The following is a 19,090-nucleotide window of genomic DNA, read 5'->3' as shown; positions in this document are numbered from 1 at the left end:
AAATATATATTGATTGAAAATATCTATAAGAAGTATACAGGCGGCACAGACCTGAGTTTTGGAACAGTAACCTCGTCACTGCAGGGCATAAAGACATTGAACAAGAATCTGCAGATAATGCGAGCCGCAAACCGGAGCAATATAGCCAATGCGGCAACAGCGCACCGTACCCAGTACGGCTTTGGAGATGAAAAACAGCTTGCCCAGCTGGAAGATATACTAAAAGACAGAACGGAACTAAAGCGCGGCAATGGAGACTGCAAGGCGCAGACCGTAGCAGAAAACGGAAGGCGAACGGTATACCTGAACAGCTACAAAGAAAACATGACACGAGAAGAGAAGCTTGCAATGGGAATAACACTAGGACATGAATCATATAGGGATGGAGTTGTAGGAGATGCTCAGAGTCAGTTCAACGAGACTGAGGAAGCTGTTCTGGGACACACAGCCCTTGCAAAACGAATGCAGGGCGACAGCATGTACAAGGACATGATGACCGGTTTTATAAATACAGACATAAACCTGAAAAACGACATGACGGCCTTTGACTATGCGCTCGCAACCGGTGACTGGGGCGCATTCGGAAAATATGTAGGTGATAATTATGATTATTCTGCGGATTATTGGTTATTTAAGCTTGACGGCTCTATTGAAGATGATGGAAATTATTATTTTTCAAGAGAAATCGTCGATGAAAAAGGTGACTATATACCAGAAAAAATTGAAGGATCTGATTTTACGGGTTCCAAATCCCTTGCATTATTAAATGCCATTGGTATTGAAAATGTTCAAAAAATGTTAGGTGGAACAATAGACAGTTTGGGACAAATACCCGATGAAGTAATTAAAAGTGTGACAGGACTTGATATTGATAAAATTCCTTCTTCTGAATATAAGTCAATATTTGAAAACAATAAAGAAAAATTGATAACTGAGTATTTATTGACAAAAAATGGCGCCAACTGGGATTCATCAACATCAAAATGGAGTGGTGGAAATCTAACCATTCCTGGTTTGGAACAAAATGACAGTCTTGGAGTCTATAGGGAAGTGGATACAGGAAAGTATGTATTCTTTACGGCGGGACTGGATTTTACCCGAGAAGATAATGCATTCAGTGTGTATGATGACGGAAAAGGCGGATATAAAGATAGAAAAAATGTTGCTTATGAAGACCGTGATAATACATCGGCTACATTTTGGATGAAAGATGTGTTTACAGGGAAGGATATTGCCCGACAGACATTTGACAATGCATTTACCAGTATTGATAATGTGAACCATAAGAATTCAATTGTTTCTGAGTATTTCAATATGAGGTTAATTGATTATGATTCGAGAAAATATGGAGTAGATACAGTAGGTCTTTTTTCTAATGCACAAACGGCTGCAGGTAATACAATTGATATACAAGGTTTTGACGGTACTGATTTCAAACGATTTTTGTATCATCCAACAGATCAATTCGGAACAATGGAAGGATGCTTTGGTACAATGAGTGATTTTCAGATGGGAGGTTATTCTAAAAAAGAAAATAAGGGAACAGGTGCCTATTATTTTCAAACACAATTAGATCTATATAAGAAACTTGGAATTTATAATGGTTATCAGTTTAATGTACATTTAAAGGGGAGATTAAAATGATTAGAAAGATATTTATCCTAAGTCTATTTTTTCTTCTTGTATTATTAAAAACTTATTCGGAGAATTTTTACTTAGATACAAGTGACTTTATAAATTACTCTGACTCAGAATGGTTGACTGTAAGAATTTTAACAAATAATCAATATGGTATATTAAAGGGTCATAAAAAAGATTCGGAAATACTTTCAGGATTAAGAATTGAAAGAGAATGTGTAAGCATACATTTAGAAACTCATGACCATTTTTTGAGAGATAAATATTCTTATTTGAATCATGGGAAAAAAAAATATAGATATTATGTACCTGGAAAAGGTGTAATTATGGAAATTATAGTTACACCTGAGGATATTGTTCCAATATGGATTCCTTATGAGATGTGGGAGAATGCAAATGATATAGCATCTTTTAGTTTAAAAAAATGGAAGCAGTTTAAGGAAATTGAACAATATGATGCAATCGATATGGAATTGCAAATGAATTGTGTGAAAATATATGATTCTGGTATAAAAAATATTTTTGCTAGTTCGTGTATGTCTGAAAATACAAGAAAAGGAAGAGTAACCTATTCGGCAAATAATATATTAGAAAAGATTTATTACCGGCCAGGGCAAGATTATGATTTTATCCAATATGATTCAATCACTCCTCCCTGGGTAGAAGGCAAGGATGACTATGGAATCGGAGAATATCTTGATATTGAATTCAAGTGGCTATCAGATGAACTGCAGATTTTAAATGGATTTGTAGACTTTACCCGGATGGATTTGTATGAAAAGAACAGCAGAGTAAAAACCGTACTTATCGAAAGCGAAAGCCCGAAGTTTTTGGAAGAATATCAACTTGAAGACCTTGTAAAATACACGGTAATAAATCTTCCACAAAAAACAGATAAAATCCGTATGACTATTAAAGATGTATACCCAGGCACAAAATATAGGGATACATGTCTTTCTTCGATTCTTGTAACAAATCCAAATGTTCCAAACTACGAAGAAATGAAAGAAAATATTTTAAATGCCTTAATTGACGGCTATGATAAATCATCACACTATGAAGCAATGGCATTGCAAAGGTTTATAAGGGATGTTTCGGAAAAATGACTAAGATTATTTATGAAGACCGTGATAACACTGATGTCAAATTTTGGATGAAAGATGTTTTTACAGGTACATACATAGCAAATGAAAATTTTGAAAATGCATTTACCAGTATTGATAATATAAATAATCCTAGACAGACCATTGTTTCTGAATATTTTAAGATGTATTTAGTTAATTCCAACCCATGGAGAAAAAATGCATATGGAGTAGACCAAGTTGGAGTGTTTAATGGTGCTGTAACTATGGAAGGGCGTACTCTTGATATGACAGGCAAAGATAGACCTGGAGCAAAATCTACTTTATATCATTCTATGAGTCAAAATGCTGGGTCTGAAAACTGCTTTGGACCTATGAGTGATAAAAATGTTGGAAATTGGAATAGTAAACAAAGTATTGGCACAGGTGCGTACTACTTTAATAAGCAACTAGAACGATATAGAGAACTTCGTATTTACAATGGTTACCAGTTTAATATTCATTTAAAAGGAAAGTTGAGACCATGAAGAAAATTATCTTAATTTTTAGTGTTTTTTTTATGGAGGCAATGCTATTTTCTGAAAAAATTAATATAGATATAACTTATTTTACAAATATTTATGATAAAGGACTGATTTTATATTATTTAAGTGAAAAACAATTTGCTATTATTACAGCTGGTAAAAGGGAAGTTTTTGAAAAAGAGGGGCTTCTTCTTCAGTATTCGTATGATGTGGAAAAAGAAGTTCAAGGTTACTTTGTAAAAAATTCTCTTTCGAGGAAAAAAGAATCTAATATAGATGAATACTACATAGAAGGAAAAGGTATAATAATTCCCATTATTGTTAGACCAAAATATGGAGTAGATATGCCAAACGAAATGTTTCGTGATATTGATGATAGGAAAAGTTTTGATTATAAAATGTGGAAAGAATACAAAAAATAATCCGATAAAACCTATATAGAATCATGTAGAGAGACTCACAGAGTTGCAATTTATGATGCTGGTATAAAATCAATCAAAGCGTCATCTTCTTTATCGGAAAATACTAGGAACGGTTTTGTAGAGTATTTGGCGAATAATATTCTTGAAAAAATTTATTATATGGATACAGATGACTATGATAAAACTCTTTACGACTCAATAACCCCTCCATGGGTAGAAGGTGTAAAGGGTTATGGCATAGGCGAATATCTGGATATGGAGTTCAAGTGGAAGTCTGATGAAATGCAGATACTGAACGGCTTTGTAGACTTTACACGCATGGATTTGTATGAAAAGAACAGCAGGGTAAAAACTGTACTAATAGAAAGTGAAAATCCAAAATTCGCACAGGAGTACGAACTTGATGACATTGTAAGATATACCGTTATAAAACTGCCAGCAAAGACAGACAAGATCAGAATGACAATAAAGGATGTGTATAAAGGCAGTAAATATGACGACACCTGCATTTCTTCAATACTGGTAACAAATCCAAATTTGCCAAGTTATGAGGAAATGTCAGCAAGAATCCTTAATACTATTAAAGAAGGTGTTTATGACTGGCGTTATGATAAAACTGAGCCTTTGCCAGATTTTATAAAAGCAATGGGAAAAAGTGGAATAATCCTACAGTAAACTATGGGGGCGTTACGGGGGCGGACTAAGACAAATTGAAAAGGACTGCAATAGTACAAACATCTGAAAACTTCATTGCCCCCGTTGGAAGGGGTAGCGAGCAACGAATGAACTGACCCCAAAAAATTAGACACTTTTTGGAGGTTAGAAAATGGGAGTTACAATTCCTTATCCAATTGACTTGAGAGTAAAGGTTTTGGCAGAATACAAGGCAGGAGTTGTCGGTTACAGAACTCTAGCAGCCAAATATGGACTGCAGCGAGATACCGTAAGGTATTGGGTTTTGCAACAAAGAACCGGCAGAGGATTGCCTGTGGAAACCAGAAACGAGATAATCATCGATGATGAACAGAAGGATATTGAATACTACAAAACAGAAGCTGAATACTGGAAAGCTTATGCAAAGAAACTCGAAGCAATAAGGTTTCCAGAAAGTAAAAAAAAACAGCAATCGAAACAATCAAAGAATTACATAAAAAAGGATACAAAATAAGCGTTCTTTGTAAGATTACAGGCATAAGCCGAGCAACATTTTATTATCAGAAAGATAACACAAGGAAAAATGACAAAGACCTTGAAACACTAGAGATAATAAAAATGCTGCCTGAAAAACAATTACGCTACGCTGAGCTAAGGTAAAAGCTCATTACCTGAAACTCCAGTTTGGCATAAAAATGAATCACAAAAGGATTTTGAGGGTATCAAATCTGTATGGGATTCATGTAGAGAACCGTGTAAGACGGTTTCCTAAGGGATATTATCAGACTTTGAAGGAGAATGATGCCAATCTGCCTAAGAATATCCTTAACAGGGAGTTTTCTGCAGATAAACCGTTGCAGAAGCTTGTGACAGATATCTCATACTTCAAAATAAAAAATGGATGGTTATTCCTTAGCGCAGTAATGGATTTATTCAACAAAGAGATTCTGGCGTTCAGGATGTCTAATCATGCTGATACAGAACTTGCTGTTGATACAATAAACAGTCTGTGTGAAAACACTTCTAGCCATTTCCATTGTTAAAATCGCACGCTTCTTGTACTGTGCTTTATACATAACCCAGCCTTTTGAGACATCACGGGGAAGAAGCTCATTGTTGAACGCCCATTTGAGCGGAGTAAGCACCGCTCTCAGAACATGGTTTTTTGTGTTTCCGTTGAGCTGCATGCCGTCCAGCCGGTCAAACTGCTCTTGTATTACCTTGCGGTTGATCTCTCCCAGTGTCTTTTCCCCGATGATTTCTGCCCAGTGGTTTGTAATAAAGGCAGCGGAATTTTCGGTGTGCTTTTTATGGACGCTTTGTCCCTTGCGTTGCTTTTCGCGCAGGTATACGGACTTTTCAGGATTCCAGAAATCAACAAGCCACTGAAGCGCCGGGGTGTTCAGAAAACCCTCGTCTTTCATTACAAAGCTTGTGACAAACCCTTTTCGCTGGAAATCCTCAAGGAATTTCTCTACATCCTCTTTTGTGTAGTCTGATTTTCTGATTGTGTCATAGAATGAGAGTTTCTCAAGCTCGCGCCCCGACTGCATGGCGTTGTACATGTCCCATGCCTTGCGGAGCGCTCTGCTGTAATTCTTTTCTTTTGTGGAAACCCAAGAAAGGAAACCGCCTGTCTGCTCGTTGCGGAAACGAACATAGTAAAATGGCGAGTTGCCTCGCGCTGTGAGAGAGAATGGCAATTTCTGCATAGGCGTAACCCCTAATTTTTATTATCAGGTTATAACTCCAATGCTTCCCAATTTACCGGTGGGCGTATTTAAATTTATGTACCACTTTGTGTACCACTTTTAAATTTCCGCTTCAAATGACATATTTTTATCATTTGTCATGTGTTGTAATTTATTGTAATACATAAAGTTATGTGGTATGATGCTTGGCAGAATCGAACTGTCGACCTGCTGCTTAGAAGGCAGCTGCTCTATCCAGCTGAGCTAAAGCACCAAGTGGATAACAATATAGCATAAATCTATTTTTGTTTCAATAGCATTTCTTTCATCGTTCGCCAACCGAGCATTGCGCATTTTACGCGAGCTGGCATGTGGGAAACATCTTGCAGTGCGGCAGCTTCGTCTAGCTGTTCTAGTTCTGTTTCTGTGACGGAACCTTTTATCATTCTGTCAAAAATATCAGCGAGTGCGAGAGCTTCTTCCTTAGTTTTGCCGATAACAAGGTCTGCCATCATATCTACAGATGCCTGACTTATTGCACAGCCGCTTCCTGTAAAACTCGCATCTTTGATTTTTCCGTCTGAGCCGAGTGTCATCTGGAGTGTGATTTGATCTCCGCAGCTAGGATTTACGCCTTCGAGGCAAAAAGTTGGAGAATCGAGTTCCTTTTTGTGGGTCGGATTGATGTTATGCTCGTTTAATATTTCTCTGTATAGTTCTTTAGTGTCCATCATATTTCCTTGCATTGTTCGTTTTATAAGTTACGCAGCCATCGTAGAAATTTATAAATCGTATTTAATTATAGTTTATTTTTTGTCTGCGTCAATCAGCGTGAGTAATCAGCGGATGCAGACAATCAGAATGATGGCCAACAAATCAGCAAATCAGTCAGCATACTCATGTTGTTTAAAGAGGGTGTCAATCTTAACACAACTTGAAACTGCAAATCAGTCTTTATAACCGCTCCATTTGCGCACCTGTGATATCTTATCTATGAAAATGTCGACTTCTTCTTCTGTGTTGTAGAAATACAGGCTTGCACGTGCACTTGCATTTATCCCAAGATACTGTTGCAGCGGTTGAGCGCAATGGTGTCCTGCTCGGATTGCAATGTGTTCATCGCTCAAAAGTGTAGCGATGTCGTGAGGATGGACTCCGTCAACTGTAAAAGTCACGATTCCGCTTCGTTTGTGTGGATCATCGCTTCCTACAAAGTTTAAATGCGGGATTTTTTTCAGCCCGTCCATCAGACGCTCTGTAAGTTCTTTATCTCGCTTTTCAATATTGTCCAATCCGACTGATTGCAGATAACGGACTGCGGCAGCCATTCCAACTGCATCTCCGGCGCTTACCGTTCCGGCTTCAAATTTATGAGGAACTTCAGCCCAAGTCGCAGAATCTCGTGTGACGTATTCAATCATCTCTCCGCCTGTCATAAATGGAGGCATTTCTTCCAGTAAATCATAACGTCCGTAAAGCGCACCGATTCCCATTGGCCCACAGAGTTTATGACCGCTCATAGCTAAAAAATCAGCTCCGATATCTTGAACATCGACTTTTATGTGAGGTGTAGATTGTGCTCCGTCAACGATGAAAACTGCACCGACTTTATGTGCAACTTCTCCGATTTTCTTTACAGGATTTGTTATTCCAAGCACATTGCTTACGTGAACTATGCTTACGATTTTTGTTTTGCCTGTGATTTTAGCTCTGTACTCGTCTTCACTTATTACACCTGTTTTTTTATCGCACTCCATAAAAACAAGTTTAGCTCCTGTCTGGCGGCAAATTATCTGCCACGGAAGGATGTTTGAATGATGTTCCATGATTGAAATGCAAACTTCATCACCGGATTTAAGATGATAAAGACCCCAACTGTATGCCACAAGGTTTAAACTTTCGGTCGTGTTGCGAGTAAAAATTATCTCTTCAAGACGTTTTGCATTTATAAATTTTGCAACTGTTGCCCTTGCATCTTCATAAGCGTTTGTTGCCCTTTCTGAAAGGCTGTAGAGTCCACGCAGCGGATTTGCATTCGCAGTTGCGTAAAAATGGCTCATTGAATCTAGCACGAGATATGGACGCTGTGCTGTTGCGGCTGTGTCAAAATAGATTAGTCCGTTGTTTTCTTTTGAAATATGTTCATCTATCGCCTTAAAAAAAGGAAAATCTTTTCTATACTTGTTTACCATCATTAACATTCCTTCCCGGTTGTAAGACAAAATTAAGATTATTTGTTTTCGATAAAGTTTAAAATCTTTTGTTTTATATTTTCATCCGGAATTTTATCTGCCACTGCTTGAACTTTTGCAACTGACATTATTTTTTCTGCTTCTTTTGCACTTATTCCGCGTGTCTGCATATAGAAAAGAATATCGGATGAAAGGCGACCGATTGTTGAACCGTGTTCACCTTCAACATCTTCCTCATCGCAAAGGATGACCGGAATTGATTTATTTGCGGTCTTTGGAGAGAGCAGCAGCGTTTCTTCCATTTCGTAGCCGACTGAACCTGCGCAGCCTTTTTTTAATTCAATTGTTCCACGGTACGTTTTAGAAGCTTCATCTTTTAATGAGCCGTTTACATTCATTTTACATTTAGTTTTTTTGTTTTTATGAATGACGATGTGGTTCATGTCGAGAATCTGTCTATTTTTGCATATATAAGCGACATCAGATGTAAAGGAAGATTTATAGCCTTGCAGACTTACGTAGAGCCCCGAAGAAGAATGTCCGCCTCCGAGCTCAATCTGTGTAAATTTTACATCAGAATTTTCCATTGCGACATAGCCTGTGTCATCTAACAGAAGCGTATTTTCAGGATAAAGTTGAACTTTTACAACGTGAACTTTTGCATTTTTTTCGACGTAGATTTTTGTCTGAATCGTAAGAGAGCTTTCGGCCGCAAGTTTTTCGTTATTTTCGTAAACAAATATAACAGTGCATTCCGAGTTTTCTTTTACATAAATAAATTGATTTGAAATTACGTTAGATTCGGATCCGTTTGAAATGTAAAGCACTAGAGGTTTAGAAGGAGTTCCGTTTACGGTGATTATTTGTGCATCAAAAGCTGCTTGCGCTATGATTTTTGCGAGCGGATGATTTTGCTCTGAAATTGATTCGCAATTATTTTTACGATTTTCTTTCTGTTTTTCATAATTTTCAGCCCGTTTATCCGGCGTTTTGAGATTGTGCTTTGCGAAAAGCCCGCCGTTTATATTATCAAAATCAATTTTTGTATTGTTTTTGCCAATCGTGAACCCCTCCGGCAAATTGTCATAAACTGCATTTTTGTGAACGAATTTTGTGTCGATAGTCACTTCGTCATGATTTATCTTTAGCCAGTTCCACGTGATAGAAGGGATTTTGTTTATTTTAAATGTTTCTTTCATCGTCGTTCTCTTACATTGTGCCTTTCATCTCTAGACGAATAAGATTATTCATCTCAACTGCATATTCGAGCGGAAGCTCTTTGCTGACAGGATTTGCGAACCCGCTTACAATCATACTCCTCGCCTCATCTTCCGGGATACCGCGACTCATCAGATAAAAAATCGCTTCGCTGCTTATTCTTCCGATTTTGGCTTCATGTCCGACATCGCAGTCGTCGTTCAAAATCTCCATTGCAGGGATTGTGTCTGAACGGCTTTCGCTGTCAAGCATCAACGACTGGCATGAAACGCTCGCTTTGCTTCCTGTTGCTTCTTTTCCGATGTAGACGGCAGACCGATAAAAACTTTCTCCGCCACCTTTTGAAATCGATTTAGTTGTGATCAAGCTTGTCGTATCGGGAGCAAGGTGAACCATTTTTGCGCCCGTGTCCAAACACTGTCCGCCGCCTGCAAATGTAATTCCTGTGAATTCCGAACGCGCATTTCGCCCTACTAGGTCGCTTTCGGGGTAAAGATAAGATATGTGCGAGCCGAATGAGCCTGAAATCCATTCGACAGCACCGCCTTCCTCAACTTTTGCGCGTTTTGTGTTGAGGTTGTACATATTTTTTGACCAGTTTTCGATTGTAGAATATCTCAGATGGGCATTTTTCTTTACAAAAAGCTCTACAGCTCCTGCATGTAAATTTGCTTCGTTATATTTTGGAGCGGAACAGCCTTCAATAAAGTGAAGGTCAGCGCCTTCGTCTACAATTATCAACGTGTGCTCAAACTGACCTGCTCCCTTTGCATTTAAACGGAAATAAGACTGAAGAGGAAAGCTCAAATGCACACCTTTTGGGACATAAACGAAAGAGCCTCCTGACCATACGGCGCCGTGAAGGGCTGCAAACTTGTGGTCTTTTGGAGTTATCAAAGTCATAAAATATTCCTGAACCATTGAGCCCCATTCTTTGCTTTTCAATGCCTCTTCAAAGCCCATGTAAACGACGCCCTGCTTTGCGACTTCTTCCTGAACATTGTGATAGACAAGTTCCGAATCATACTGTGCACCGACGCCTGCAAGAGATTTTCGCTCTGCCTCAGGAATTCCGAGTTTTTCAAATGAGTCTTTGATATCTTGTGGAACATCTTCCCAACTGCCGCTCATTTTAGTTTTTGGGCGGACATAAGTTGAAATGTTTGCAATATCGAGTCCTTCAATAGATGGACCCCAGTTTGGAACATGCAGCTGATTGTATATTTGAAGCGAGTTTAGCCTAAATTCCCGCATCCACTGAGGATCTTCTTTTTCATCGCTGATTCTTTTAACAATTTCTGGATTTAGCCCACTTTCAATCCTGTAAAAATTCTCTTCATCTTCTTCGTAACGGAAATCATAAAAATCGTTGTTTATATCAGCTACAATTGTTTTTTCTTCTGCCATCAGCTATTCCTCAATAAATATCATAAATTCCGCAGTATGAAATCCGGCTTATTTAATATATTTCTCAAATCCATTTTTGTTGATCTCTTCTACCAATGAACCGTCGTCTGAGTGAACAATGTGTCCTTTGACAATGACATGCGTATGATTGACCTTCAAAGATTCAAGAATTTTAGCATTGTGAGTGATAATCAAAAGAGAACCGCCTACAGTTTTCTGATATTCTTCAATACCTTTTGAAACTACGTGAACCGCATCAACGTCGAGCCCCGAATCAGTTTCATCTAGAATTGCAAAATCAGGTTTTAGCATGAGCAGCTGCAATATTTCGCTTTTTTTTCTTTCTCCGCCGGAAAAACCTACATTTAAATCGCGCTTTGCATAATCAAAGTCAATATTTAGTAGTTCCATGCAAGCTTTTAGTTCTTTTTGAAACTGAAAGAGTTTTACATGCTCTCCTGTCCTCTGTTGAATTGCGGAACGGATAAACGTTTCGAGGGAAATTCCCGGAACTTCGAGAGGATTTTGGAAAGACATAAACATTCCGAGTTTTGCGCGTTTATCTGTACTCAAATCAGTGATATCTTGATTTTTAAAAAAGATATTTCCGCTAGTTACATGATAAATTGGGTTTCCCATCAATGTGTTTCCGAGCGAAGATTTTCCCGCTCCGTTTGGTCCCATTAAAACATGAATTTCGTCATTTCCAATCCGAATATCGAGGTCGCTGAGAATCTGTGTGCCATCTTCAAGACCTGCACTGAGTTTTTTAGTTTCTAAAAGCATGGTTAAAATATACTAAAAAAAAAGAATGTTTACAATTAAATTCAGAGTTTTATCTATTAAAATGATAGGTTATATATTTTTACTTTTTTGCTGTACCTGACTTGAAAATCGAATCTTACGGATATTTTTCTGTACTTGACAGAATAGATGAAATTTGTCATTTTGTAATAAAGATATTTTTAATATTAAGGTTGGTGTTGATTATGAAAAAATATGCATTTTTATTTCCGGGGCAGGGTGCTCAGGTTCCCGGAATGATTAAAGATATTTGTGACGCTTACCCTGAAGCGCGCAAAGTTGTAGATGAAGTTTCAAAAATCACTGGCGTAAATATGGCTGAACTTCTCTGGGAAAGCGATGCTGCTGTTTTGAGCCGCAGCGATAACAGTCAGTTAGCGATTACAACTGCATCTTTGGCTGTAATAAAAGTTCTTGAATCAAAAGGGATTAAACCGTCTGCAGTGATGGGATTCAGCCTTGGCGAATTTCCTGCACTTTATGCAGCCGGTGTTCTTAGTTTTGAAGATGTGATCAAAGTTGTTCGTAAGCGCGGTCAGATTATGCAGGCAACTTGTGAAAAAATTGCAAAAGAGAATGAAGGTCACGCACCCGGAATGACTGCTGTCATAGGGCTTTCTCCAGAGCAGGTCACAGCCATTACAAAAGATATAAAAGATGCTTATCCAGCTAACTTAAACTCGCCGGTTCAGACTGTAGTTTCAGGCACAGCTGACGCTCTTACGGAATTGGAAGCAAAAGCTAAAGAAGCTGGTGCTCGCCGTGCTCTTCGTCTTGCAGTTGCGGGACCGTTCCATTCTCCGCTTATGCAGGAAGCTGCTGACAATTTTGAAAAAGCACTTGCCGACTTTACTTTCAACAATCCAGATAAAATACTTTTTAGCAACGTCACAGGAAAACAGGCAAAAGATGCTGCCGAAATCAAGAAAAATGCTGTTCTCCATCTCACAAATCCTGTTCGCTGGACAGATGAAGAAAAAGTCCTAAACGATTTGATAGCTGACGATAAAGACAATGAATGGGAATTGATTGAGCCGGGAGTTGGTTCTGTTTTGTCCGGTCTTTGGGCAAAATCAGGATATGGCGAAGAAATAAAATGTGTTTCTGTAAACTCTGCTGAAACACTTGCAAATTACTAGGATAAATCCTGTAAAATTAAATTAGAGAAGGAAACTTAATTATGGCAAACAGACGTGTTGTTATCACTGGAATGGGAGCGGTTACTCCTCTTGGAAATACTGTAGAAGATACATGGGCAGGAATTAAAGCTGCAAAAAGTGGAATTGCCCCAATCACACAGTTTGATTCTTCAATCAACAAAGTTCACTACGCTGCTGAAGTAAAGAACTTTGATCCATCTCTTTATATGGATTCTAAAGACGCAAGGAAAATGGCTCGCTTTACTCAGTTTGGCGTTGCTGCTGCAAAGATGTGCCTCGAAGATGCAGGATTGCTCGGAAATTCAGAAGTTCTCGACGAAACCGGAATAATACTTGGTGTTGGAATCGGCGGTCTTGAAATTACGGAATCTTCTGTGCTTTCTCTACAGAAAATGGGATTTGTAAAAACAAATCCTATGGCTATTCCACAGCTTATTCCAAACGAAGTTGGTGGAAACATCGCTATAAACTTTGGCTGCCACGGACCTGTTCAGTCTGTCGCTACTGCTTGCGCTTCCGGTACAGATGCCATGGGAGATGCATTCGATATGGTTCGCTCTGGACGCCTCGACTGCTGTTTGACAGGTGGCGCAGAAGCTACAATCTGTCAATTTGGTATTGTTGCTTTTGAGGTATTGCACGCACTTTCAACAGGCTTTGATGACGATCCGACAAAAGCTTCCCGCCCGTTTGATAAGAACCGCAATGGTTTTGTGATGGGAGAAGGATCTTGTATCATGATGTTCGAAGAATATGAACACGCTAAAGCTCGCGGCGCAAAGATTTACGCTGAAGTTGCAGGTTATGGTGCTTCTTGTGACGGTTTCCACCTCACAGCTCCAAACCCGGACGGAATTTGCGGTTCAAAATGTATGATACGTGCTATGAAAGATGCGGGAATGAATCCATCTGAGATTCAGTATTACAATGCTCACGGAACATCTACGCACAAAAACGACTCATCTGAAACTCACATGATTAAAATCGCATTTGGGGAAGAAAACGCACGCAAACTCAAGATTTCTTCTACAAAATCTATGCACGGACATTGTCTTGGTGCTACAGGTGCCATCGAAGCTATGATTTGTGTTAAAGCAATAGAAGACAGTTTTGTTCCATGCACAAAAAACCTCGATGAACAGGATGTAGAAGGCGGCTGTGACCTAGACTACGTTCCAAATAAAGGTATTGAGATGAATATAGATGCTGCAATGTCTGCAACATTCGGATTTGGCGGTCACAACGGTGCAATCATCGTTAAAAAGGTTAAGGACTAATCATGGGACTTACAACTGATATAAAATCACTGCTGCCGCACCGCGAGCCTTTTTTATTCGTAGATGAAATAATCTCCGCTGACGAAAAAGGCTGTGTCTGCGAGCATACTTTTACGGAAAATGAATTTTTCTTTAAAGGGCACTTCCCGGAATATCCTGTTGTTCCCGGAGTAATTCTCTGTGAAACGATGGCTCAGGCTGGTGGAGCGGCTCTCCGCTATCTGAACATTGTTCCCTCTGACGGATTGTTTTTCTTTGCGACTATGGACAAAGTAAAGTTCAGAAATCAAGTTCGTCCTGGCGATAAAGCTCGAATGGAAATTGAGTTTTTGCGGAACAGTCCAAAGATGATAAAACAATGCGGCAAGCTGTACGTTGGCGATTCATTGTGTGCCGAAGCAGAGTGGATGTGCCTTGTAGGTTCTGCAAAATAATTTGTTTTGCTGCAATTTGATTTTTTGCGTTTATTTTTTGTGTAAATAAAAATGCCCGAAAGTTGGAGCGTACAATTCTTGTATGAAACTTTAATTTTCGGGCGTTTAATTTTAACTGTTTTTCAAAAGCTCAATTTCGGCTTTGTATCCTTCGTGTTGATTCGGCGTTTCTAGGATAAACGGCAAATCTTTTAGAGCCGGATGCTTTGTAACTCTCACAAGCGCTTCAAGCCCTATATAACCTTTACCGATTTTTTCGTGTCTGTCTTTATGTGAGCCTAAATCGTTCATGCTATCATTTAGATGGATTGCGTGAAGGCGTCCTAACCCGATAACTTTATCGAACTTTGCGATGACATCGTCTAAATTGTGAACGATGTCGTAGCCGCCGTCCCAAATATGGCACGTGTCCATGCAAACGCCAAGCTTATCGGCAAGCGATTCTCCATATTTTTCTTCTGTCAGCTCTATTAGCTGTTTTACTTCCTCAAATGTGCGCCCGATTTCAGAACCTTTGCCTGCCATCGTTTCAATCAAAAGTGTCGTAGAACAAGCTTTTTTTTCGGTTCCGGACCTACCGATAACTGTATTGAATACATTTGCAATCATTGAAGATGTCAAATCGATTCCGACATCAGAGCCTTGTCCTGTGTGTGAACCGGGATGAAAATTGTACAAACTGCCAGGTGTATATTCGAGCCGTGCAAAATCATCTACCATCATTTCGTAAGCATATTGACGCAGACCTTCATCGGCAGAACACGGATTCATTGTGTACGGGGCATGTGCAACAGGAGGAGCAAAATTGTGTTTTTTCATGAATGCGACGAGTTTATCAGCGTCATCTTTTTCTATTTCTTTTGCCTTTCCGCCGCGCGGATTTCTTGTAAAAAAAGCAAATGTATCGCCGCCGACGCTGACAGCTTCTTCCCCGAGCGCCAAAAATCCGTTAGATGTAGATTCGTGATAACCTATGTGCATATCTGCCTCCAGCAAGAACATCTCTTAAAATCTCTGATAGTAGATATTTTAGCGATTTGACTGTATATTTGTAATGGGTGGAATTGATTAAATTGAATAATTTTTTCAGACAAAAACGCATAATATTTTTTTTCGCTTGCTGTGGAATCGCTTTAATAGCGCTTTTTGTTGTTTACGGAAAACTTGCCGTTCAGCCTGTCGCACCTGTTTCGCAAAATAAACCTACAGTTGAGCGCGGTTCAATTGTCGACCGCTCAGGATTTCCGCTCGCTGTTCAGACAAATTTTTACCACATCGGCGTTTCAATAAAAAATATTCGAGACAATGAAAAATTAAAGCTTCAGTTTGCCAAAGATATCGCTCCTCTTCTCGATATGGAAGAAGGCGATGTCATAAAATTGCTGAACTCGTCGCGCTCTTTTGTTTATCTTAAGAAAAAAGTTGAACAGACTTATTATGAATCTATAAAAAAAATGACAGATTCAAAAGGTTATAATTTTGTAAGTTATGAAAAGATTCCCGGAAGAAATTATCCGAATCACAAACTCGCTTCGCAGCTCATCGGTTATATGGGAGATGATGGAAAAGGACTCGCCGGAATTGAATTTTCTCAACAGTCTATACTTCAGCCGGAGATTGATAAGATTGACAGAAATGAAGCGTCTCAAGAACATCCTCAAGGTCGGAACGTCTATCTCACAATAGATGCAACTCTTCAGTACAAACTTGAACAGATCGCTCAGGATACTATGGAAAAAACTCAGGCTGAATGCATGATGCTTGTCGCCGCCGATTGTCGGACAGGAGAGATTCTTTCATATATAAGCCTTCCGTCGGCAGATTTAAATGAATATGGAATTGCGCCGGCGAATGCAAAGATAGATTTGCCTGCGATGACTGCTTACGAACCGGGTTCCGTGTTTAAGATTTTTACGGTTGGCATTGTTTACGATGAGCACGGAATTTCCCAAAATGACCGTTTTTATTGCAACGGGATGTATGAACATCGCATTCCCGGCAGCGAAACTGTTCGTATAAAATGCCTTGGACATCACGGTTATTGTACTGCAAAAGATGGACTTCGTTTTTCATGCAATGACACTATCGGGCAGATAAGTGACAGAATCGATGAATATCGATTTATTGCAAGGATCCGTCAGCTTGGTTTTGGAAGCAAAACCGGCGTCGAACTTCCCGGAGAGACAACAGGCATTGTAAAAGATCCTTCAGGCAGCACATGGTCTGCGCGCTCAAAACCTACTATCGCAATCGGGCAGGAGATAAGCGTTTCGGCTCTCCAAATGGTAGAAGCGTCTACAGCAATCGGAAACGGAGGTGTTCCTGTTCAGCTTACATTTATCAAAAAAATTACAAACAAAGACGGTTCTGTTTTTTATGACCATCAACCGCAATATAGAAGCAGAGTTTTTTCAAAGGATACCGCACGATATGTTTTGAGCTGCATGGAAACAACTGCAAAAAGTGGAACAGGTTCTCGTGCAAATCTTCGCGATGTAGATATAGGGGTCAAAACAGGAACTGCTCAGATGGCTGATAAAGAGCACGGCGGGTACAGCGATACTGATTTTCTTTCTAGCTGTATTGCAATTTTTCCTGTCGATGACCCTCAGATAGTTTTGTATATTGTTGTTGAAAAAGCGAAAGGGGAAACTTATGGAGGCAGAATCGTTGCTCCTGTTATCGGTGAAGCAGCTTCTGTAATAATCGACCATCTTGGAATGAGCCGTGGAGATGCCGCTTCTCTTGAGCACGATGGGAAGATTACTATCAATTCTTCAAAAGCTATAAAAATAGGAAAAACTGTTCCGAACTTTTTAGGGAAATCAAAAAAAGAATTGCTTCCTCTCATAGACCGTTCAGATATAAAGTTGAACATAAATGGCAGCGGCTGGGTTACAAGTCAAAATCCAAAGCCCGGGACGCCTCTTACGGAGAATATGGTAATTGAACTCAATCTGGAATAAAAATTATTCGCTGTTTCAAAAAAAGTTCCCGGAACTTTCAAAAATGCTCGGTCAGATAAACGAAAATGATATACAGCCCGCCGCTTTCTGGAATATTACAACTGCAAGAAACGGTCAGCTGACTGCTACAGAGATATCTTCAGGACTTCATCTGCACAGTGCGTACAATCCTGAACGGGAAGCTGTTTTGGCTGCATGTATTCCTGACGCTTTTGAAAAGTCATGTACGGTTTTTTATGGGTTCGGGCTCGGCTATCATGTAGTAGCGTGGGCTAAATCTGCAAAAAACCGGAAACTTGTTTTAATAGAACCGGACACAGCTCGTTTTTTTGCCGCTTTAAAACTTCTTGACTGGTCACCTGTGTTTAAACTGCAAAATCTTGTGATTGCTGTCGGTGCGCCGGCAGAATCTGTTTTACATCTTATTGAAGATAACAAAACTATAAACATAGAAAAGTCTGGCGTTTCCGATTCATATTTTTTTGATATTCCGGCGTTTCAGGCTCATGCGGCGAGTTATTTTGATACTGTAAAAAAAATCATAAAGCGAAATCAGCGCAAAAACGAAATAAATGCTGCGACACTTAAAAAGTTTGGAAAAAGATGGTGTCGAAACAGCCTCGAAAATCTCAATCGGATTGCAGAGTGCGGCGCAATTTCCGGAATTTCAAAAATAATTGAAGATAAAAGCTACTATGGCAATTCGCTTCCTTTTTTTATTGCAGGAGCCGGTCCGACTCTTGAGCATGTTGCTCCGCATCTTAAGGAGATAAAAAAACGCTGCATAATTATAACAGTGGAAACTTCGTTGCACGTGCTTTTAAGAGAAGGTGTCCAGCCTGATTTTATAATACTTACCGACCCGCAATTTTGGGCATATCGTCACATCTCAGCTCTTCATTCTCCAAAAAGCGTCCTGATTACTGAAATTTCTGCATATCCTTCAGTGTTTCGTTTTGACTGCGGAAAAATCCTTTTGTGTTCTTCTCAGTTTCCTGTTGGACAGTATTTTGAAAATCACTTCAATCTCCTGCAAGGAGACCTTGGAGCTGGCGGTTCTGTATCATCTTCTGCATGGAATTTTGCTAATTTTTGCGGTGCTGAAAAAGTTTTTATCGCGGGGCTTGATTTTGCGTTTCCCGGAAATCAGACTCACATAAAAGGAAGCTCTGCCGAACAAACTTATCACACAGTTTCTGACAGAATTACAGCTGCCGACAAATATACGGCGGAGTCGATTTTTAATGCAAACGGAATATACGGCTTTGATTACGAAAATAACAGCGTTTTGACAGACAGCAGAATGAAAATGTTTGCGTGGTGGTTTGAATCGAGGCTTGCATCCTGTCCGAAAACAAAAACTTATACGCTTTGTACTCAAAGTTTAAAAATAACCGGCATTCAAAGCGCACAACTCAGTGAGCTGCTAGCTTACCCTGAAATCACTGTTCAAAAAGAAAATTTTATGGAAAAAGTTTTTGAAATTCGATCTGTGTTGAGCACCGCCGAGCGTGAAGAACTTGTGCGAATGAAAAACAATTTTCCTTCATCTGATTTTTTGAGTTTGTTTCCCTTTTTGAGAGAATATTTCTAAACAGCGATTAAAATATTTCCGATATTT

General features: G+C 39.3%; 20 protein-coding genes and 1 tRNA gene. 13 read left to right on the top strand and 8 right to left on the bottom strand.

Features of this window, described 5'->3' with window-relative positions; translation table 11 throughout:
* Nucleotides 1-9 precede the first annotated feature (9 nt).
* The 8 genes from H9I37_RS08555 to H9I37_RS11650 all read left to right on the top strand — a co-directional run bounded on the left by H9I37_RS08555 (nucleotide 10) and on the right by H9I37_RS11650 (nucleotide 5,363).
* Nucleotides 10-1,644: a hypothetical protein gene (locus H9I37_RS08555; RefSeq protein WP_187382130.1), complete on the top strand. Its 1,635-nt coding sequence runs from the start codon at nucleotides 10-12 to the stop codon at nucleotides 1,642-1,644.
* Nucleotides 1,641-2,744 carry an NADase-type glycan-binding domain-containing protein gene (locus H9I37_RS08550; RefSeq protein WP_187382128.1) on the top strand — a complete coding sequence of 368 codons (1,104 nt, stop codon included), beginning with the start codon at nucleotides 1,641-1,643 and terminating at the stop codon, nucleotides 2,742-2,744. Before H9I37_RS08555 ends, H9I37_RS08550 begins: the two co-directional genes overlap by 4 nt.
* Nucleotides 2,741-3,247 (top strand): hypothetical protein, encoded by a 507-nt coding sequence (locus H9I37_RS08545; RefSeq protein WP_187382126.1) that lies wholly within the window; start codon nucleotides 2,741-2,743, stop codon nucleotides 3,245-3,247. Before H9I37_RS08550 ends, H9I37_RS08545 begins: the two co-directional genes overlap by 4 nt.
* Nucleotides 3,244-3,666: a hypothetical protein gene (locus tag H9I37_RS08540; protein WP_187382124.1), complete on the top strand. Its 423-nt coding sequence runs from the start codon at nucleotides 3,244-3,246 to the stop codon at nucleotides 3,664-3,666. The genes H9I37_RS08545 and H9I37_RS08540 overlap by 4 nt, the downstream gene beginning before the upstream one ends.
* 159 nt (nucleotides 3,667-3,825) lie before the next feature.
* Entirely contained in the window at nucleotides 3,826-4,341 is a 516-nt protein-coding gene (locus H9I37_RS08535; protein WP_187382122.1) for an NADase-type glycan-binding domain-containing protein, read from the top strand.
* 151 nt (nucleotides 4,342-4,492) lie between these two features.
* A complete protein-coding gene (locus H9I37_RS08530; RefSeq protein WP_187380488.1) occupies nucleotides 4,493-4,834 on the top strand; it encodes a hypothetical protein in 342 nt (113 codons plus the stop codon).
* Nucleotides 4,792-4,980 carry a helix-turn-helix domain-containing protein gene (locus H9I37_RS11655; protein WP_187382567.1) on the top strand — a complete coding sequence of 63 codons (189 nt, stop codon included), beginning with the start codon at nucleotides 4,792-4,794 and terminating at the stop codon, nucleotides 4,978-4,980. Before H9I37_RS08530 ends, H9I37_RS11655 begins: the two co-directional genes overlap by 43 nt.
* A gap of 35 nt (nucleotides 4,981-5,015) precedes the next feature.
* Nucleotides 5,016-5,363 carry a DDE-type integrase/transposase/recombinase gene (locus H9I37_RS11650; RefSeq protein ID WP_370586905.1) on the top strand — a complete coding sequence of 116 codons (348 nt, stop codon included), beginning with the start codon at nucleotides 5,016-5,018 and terminating at the stop codon, nucleotides 5,361-5,363.
* Here H9I37_RS11650 and H9I37_RS08520 read toward each other — a convergent pair.
* From H9I37_RS08520 to sufC, 7 genes are all read right to left on the bottom strand, one after another.
* On the bottom strand, nucleotides 5,250-6,032 hold the full coding sequence (locus tag H9I37_RS08520) for a hypothetical protein (RefSeq protein ID WP_187382120.1): 783 nt from the start codon (nucleotides 6,030-6,032) through the stop codon (nucleotides 5,250-5,252). The genes H9I37_RS11650 and H9I37_RS08520 overlap by 114 nt on opposite strands.
* Before the next feature lie 179 nt (nucleotides 6,033-6,211).
* Nucleotides 6,212-6,285 (bottom strand) — tRNA-Arg (locus H9I37_RS08515).
* A 25-nt stretch (nucleotides 6,286-6,310) separates the two neighbouring features.
* Complete coding sequence (sufU, locus tag H9I37_RS08510) at nucleotides 6,311-6,745, bottom strand: Fe-S cluster assembly sulfur transfer protein SufU (protein ID WP_370586904.1); 435 nt, start codon at nucleotides 6,743-6,745, stop codon at nucleotides 6,311-6,313.
* Between the two features lie 213 nt (nucleotides 6,746-6,958).
* The gene (locus H9I37_RS08505; protein WP_187382118.1) at nucleotides 6,959-8,206 is read right to left on the bottom strand and encodes an aminotransferase class V-fold PLP-dependent enzyme; all 1,248 of its coding nucleotides are present in this window, start codon (nucleotides 8,204-8,206) and stop codon (nucleotides 6,959-6,961) included.
* A 35-nt stretch (nucleotides 8,207-8,241) separates the two neighbouring features.
* Nucleotides 8,242-9,402 carry a SufB/SufD family protein gene (locus H9I37_RS08500; protein WP_187382117.1) on the bottom strand — a complete coding sequence of 387 codons (1,161 nt, stop codon included), beginning with the start codon at nucleotides 9,400-9,402 and terminating at the stop codon, nucleotides 8,242-8,244.
* A gap of 10 nt (nucleotides 9,403-9,412) precedes the next feature.
* Complete coding sequence (sufB, locus tag H9I37_RS08495) at nucleotides 9,413-10,828, bottom strand: Fe-S cluster assembly protein SufB (protein WP_187382115.1); 1,416 nt, start codon at nucleotides 10,826-10,828, stop codon at nucleotides 9,413-9,415.
* A 48-nt stretch (nucleotides 10,829-10,876) separates the two neighbouring features.
* On the bottom strand, nucleotides 10,877-11,614 hold the full coding sequence (gene sufC, locus H9I37_RS08490; protein ID WP_187382113.1) for a Fe-S cluster assembly ATPase SufC: 738 nt from the start codon (nucleotides 11,612-11,614) through the stop codon (nucleotides 10,877-10,879).
* A 203-nt stretch (nucleotides 11,615-11,817) separates the two neighbouring features.
* Between sufC and H9I37_RS08485 the strand changes: the two genes are divergently transcribed.
* From H9I37_RS08485 to fabZ, 3 genes are read left to right on the top strand one after another with little or no spacing between them, the layout of a single operon-like run.
* On the top strand, nucleotides 11,818-12,771 hold the full coding sequence (locus H9I37_RS08485) for an ACP S-malonyltransferase (protein WP_187382110.1): 954 nt from the start codon (nucleotides 11,818-11,820) through the stop codon (nucleotides 12,769-12,771).
* 41 nt (nucleotides 12,772-12,812) lie between these two features.
* A complete protein-coding gene (fabF, locus tag H9I37_RS08480) occupies nucleotides 12,813-14,069 on the top strand; it encodes a beta-ketoacyl-ACP synthase II (protein WP_187382108.1) in 1,257 nt (418 codons plus the stop codon).
* Nucleotides 14,070-14,071: 2 nt separating this feature from the next.
* Complete coding sequence (gene fabZ, locus H9I37_RS08475; protein WP_187382106.1) at nucleotides 14,072-14,503, top strand: 3-hydroxyacyl-ACP dehydratase FabZ; 432 nt, start codon at nucleotides 14,072-14,074, stop codon at nucleotides 14,501-14,503.
* A 111-nt stretch (nucleotides 14,504-14,614) separates the two neighbouring features.
* On the opposite strand, the gene H9I37_RS08470 is transcribed toward fabZ, so the two are convergent.
* Complete coding sequence (locus H9I37_RS08470; protein ID WP_187382104.1) at nucleotides 14,615-15,484, bottom strand: deoxyribonuclease IV; 870 nt, start codon at nucleotides 15,482-15,484, stop codon at nucleotides 14,615-14,617.
* 77 nt (nucleotides 15,485-15,561) lie between these two features.
* Between H9I37_RS08470 and H9I37_RS08465 the strand changes: the two genes are divergently transcribed.
* Both H9I37_RS08465 and H9I37_RS08460 read left to right on the top strand, forming a co-directional pair.
* Nucleotides 15,562-17,469, top strand: a complete 1,908-nt coding sequence (locus tag H9I37_RS08465; RefSeq protein ID WP_370586903.1) for a penicillin-binding protein — start codon at nucleotides 15,562-15,564, stop codon at nucleotides 17,467-17,469.
* On the top strand, nucleotides 17,450-19,063 hold the full coding sequence (locus tag H9I37_RS08460; protein WP_187382102.1) for a motility associated factor glycosyltransferase family protein: 1,614 nt from the start codon (nucleotides 17,450-17,452) through the stop codon (nucleotides 19,061-19,063). Before H9I37_RS08465 ends, H9I37_RS08460 begins: the two co-directional genes overlap by 20 nt.
* The last annotated feature ends 27 nt before the right edge of the window (nucleotides 19,064-19,090 follow it).

Origin of the sequence: Treponema sp. Marseille-Q3903, assembly GCF_014334335.1 — a bacterium.
In the GTDB taxonomy this organism is placed as follows: domain Bacteria; phylum Spirochaetota; class Spirochaetia; order Treponematales; family Treponemataceae; genus Treponema_D.
Note: the sequence above shows the minus strand (reverse complement) of the source record. Positions and strands in the feature narration are given on the sequence as shown.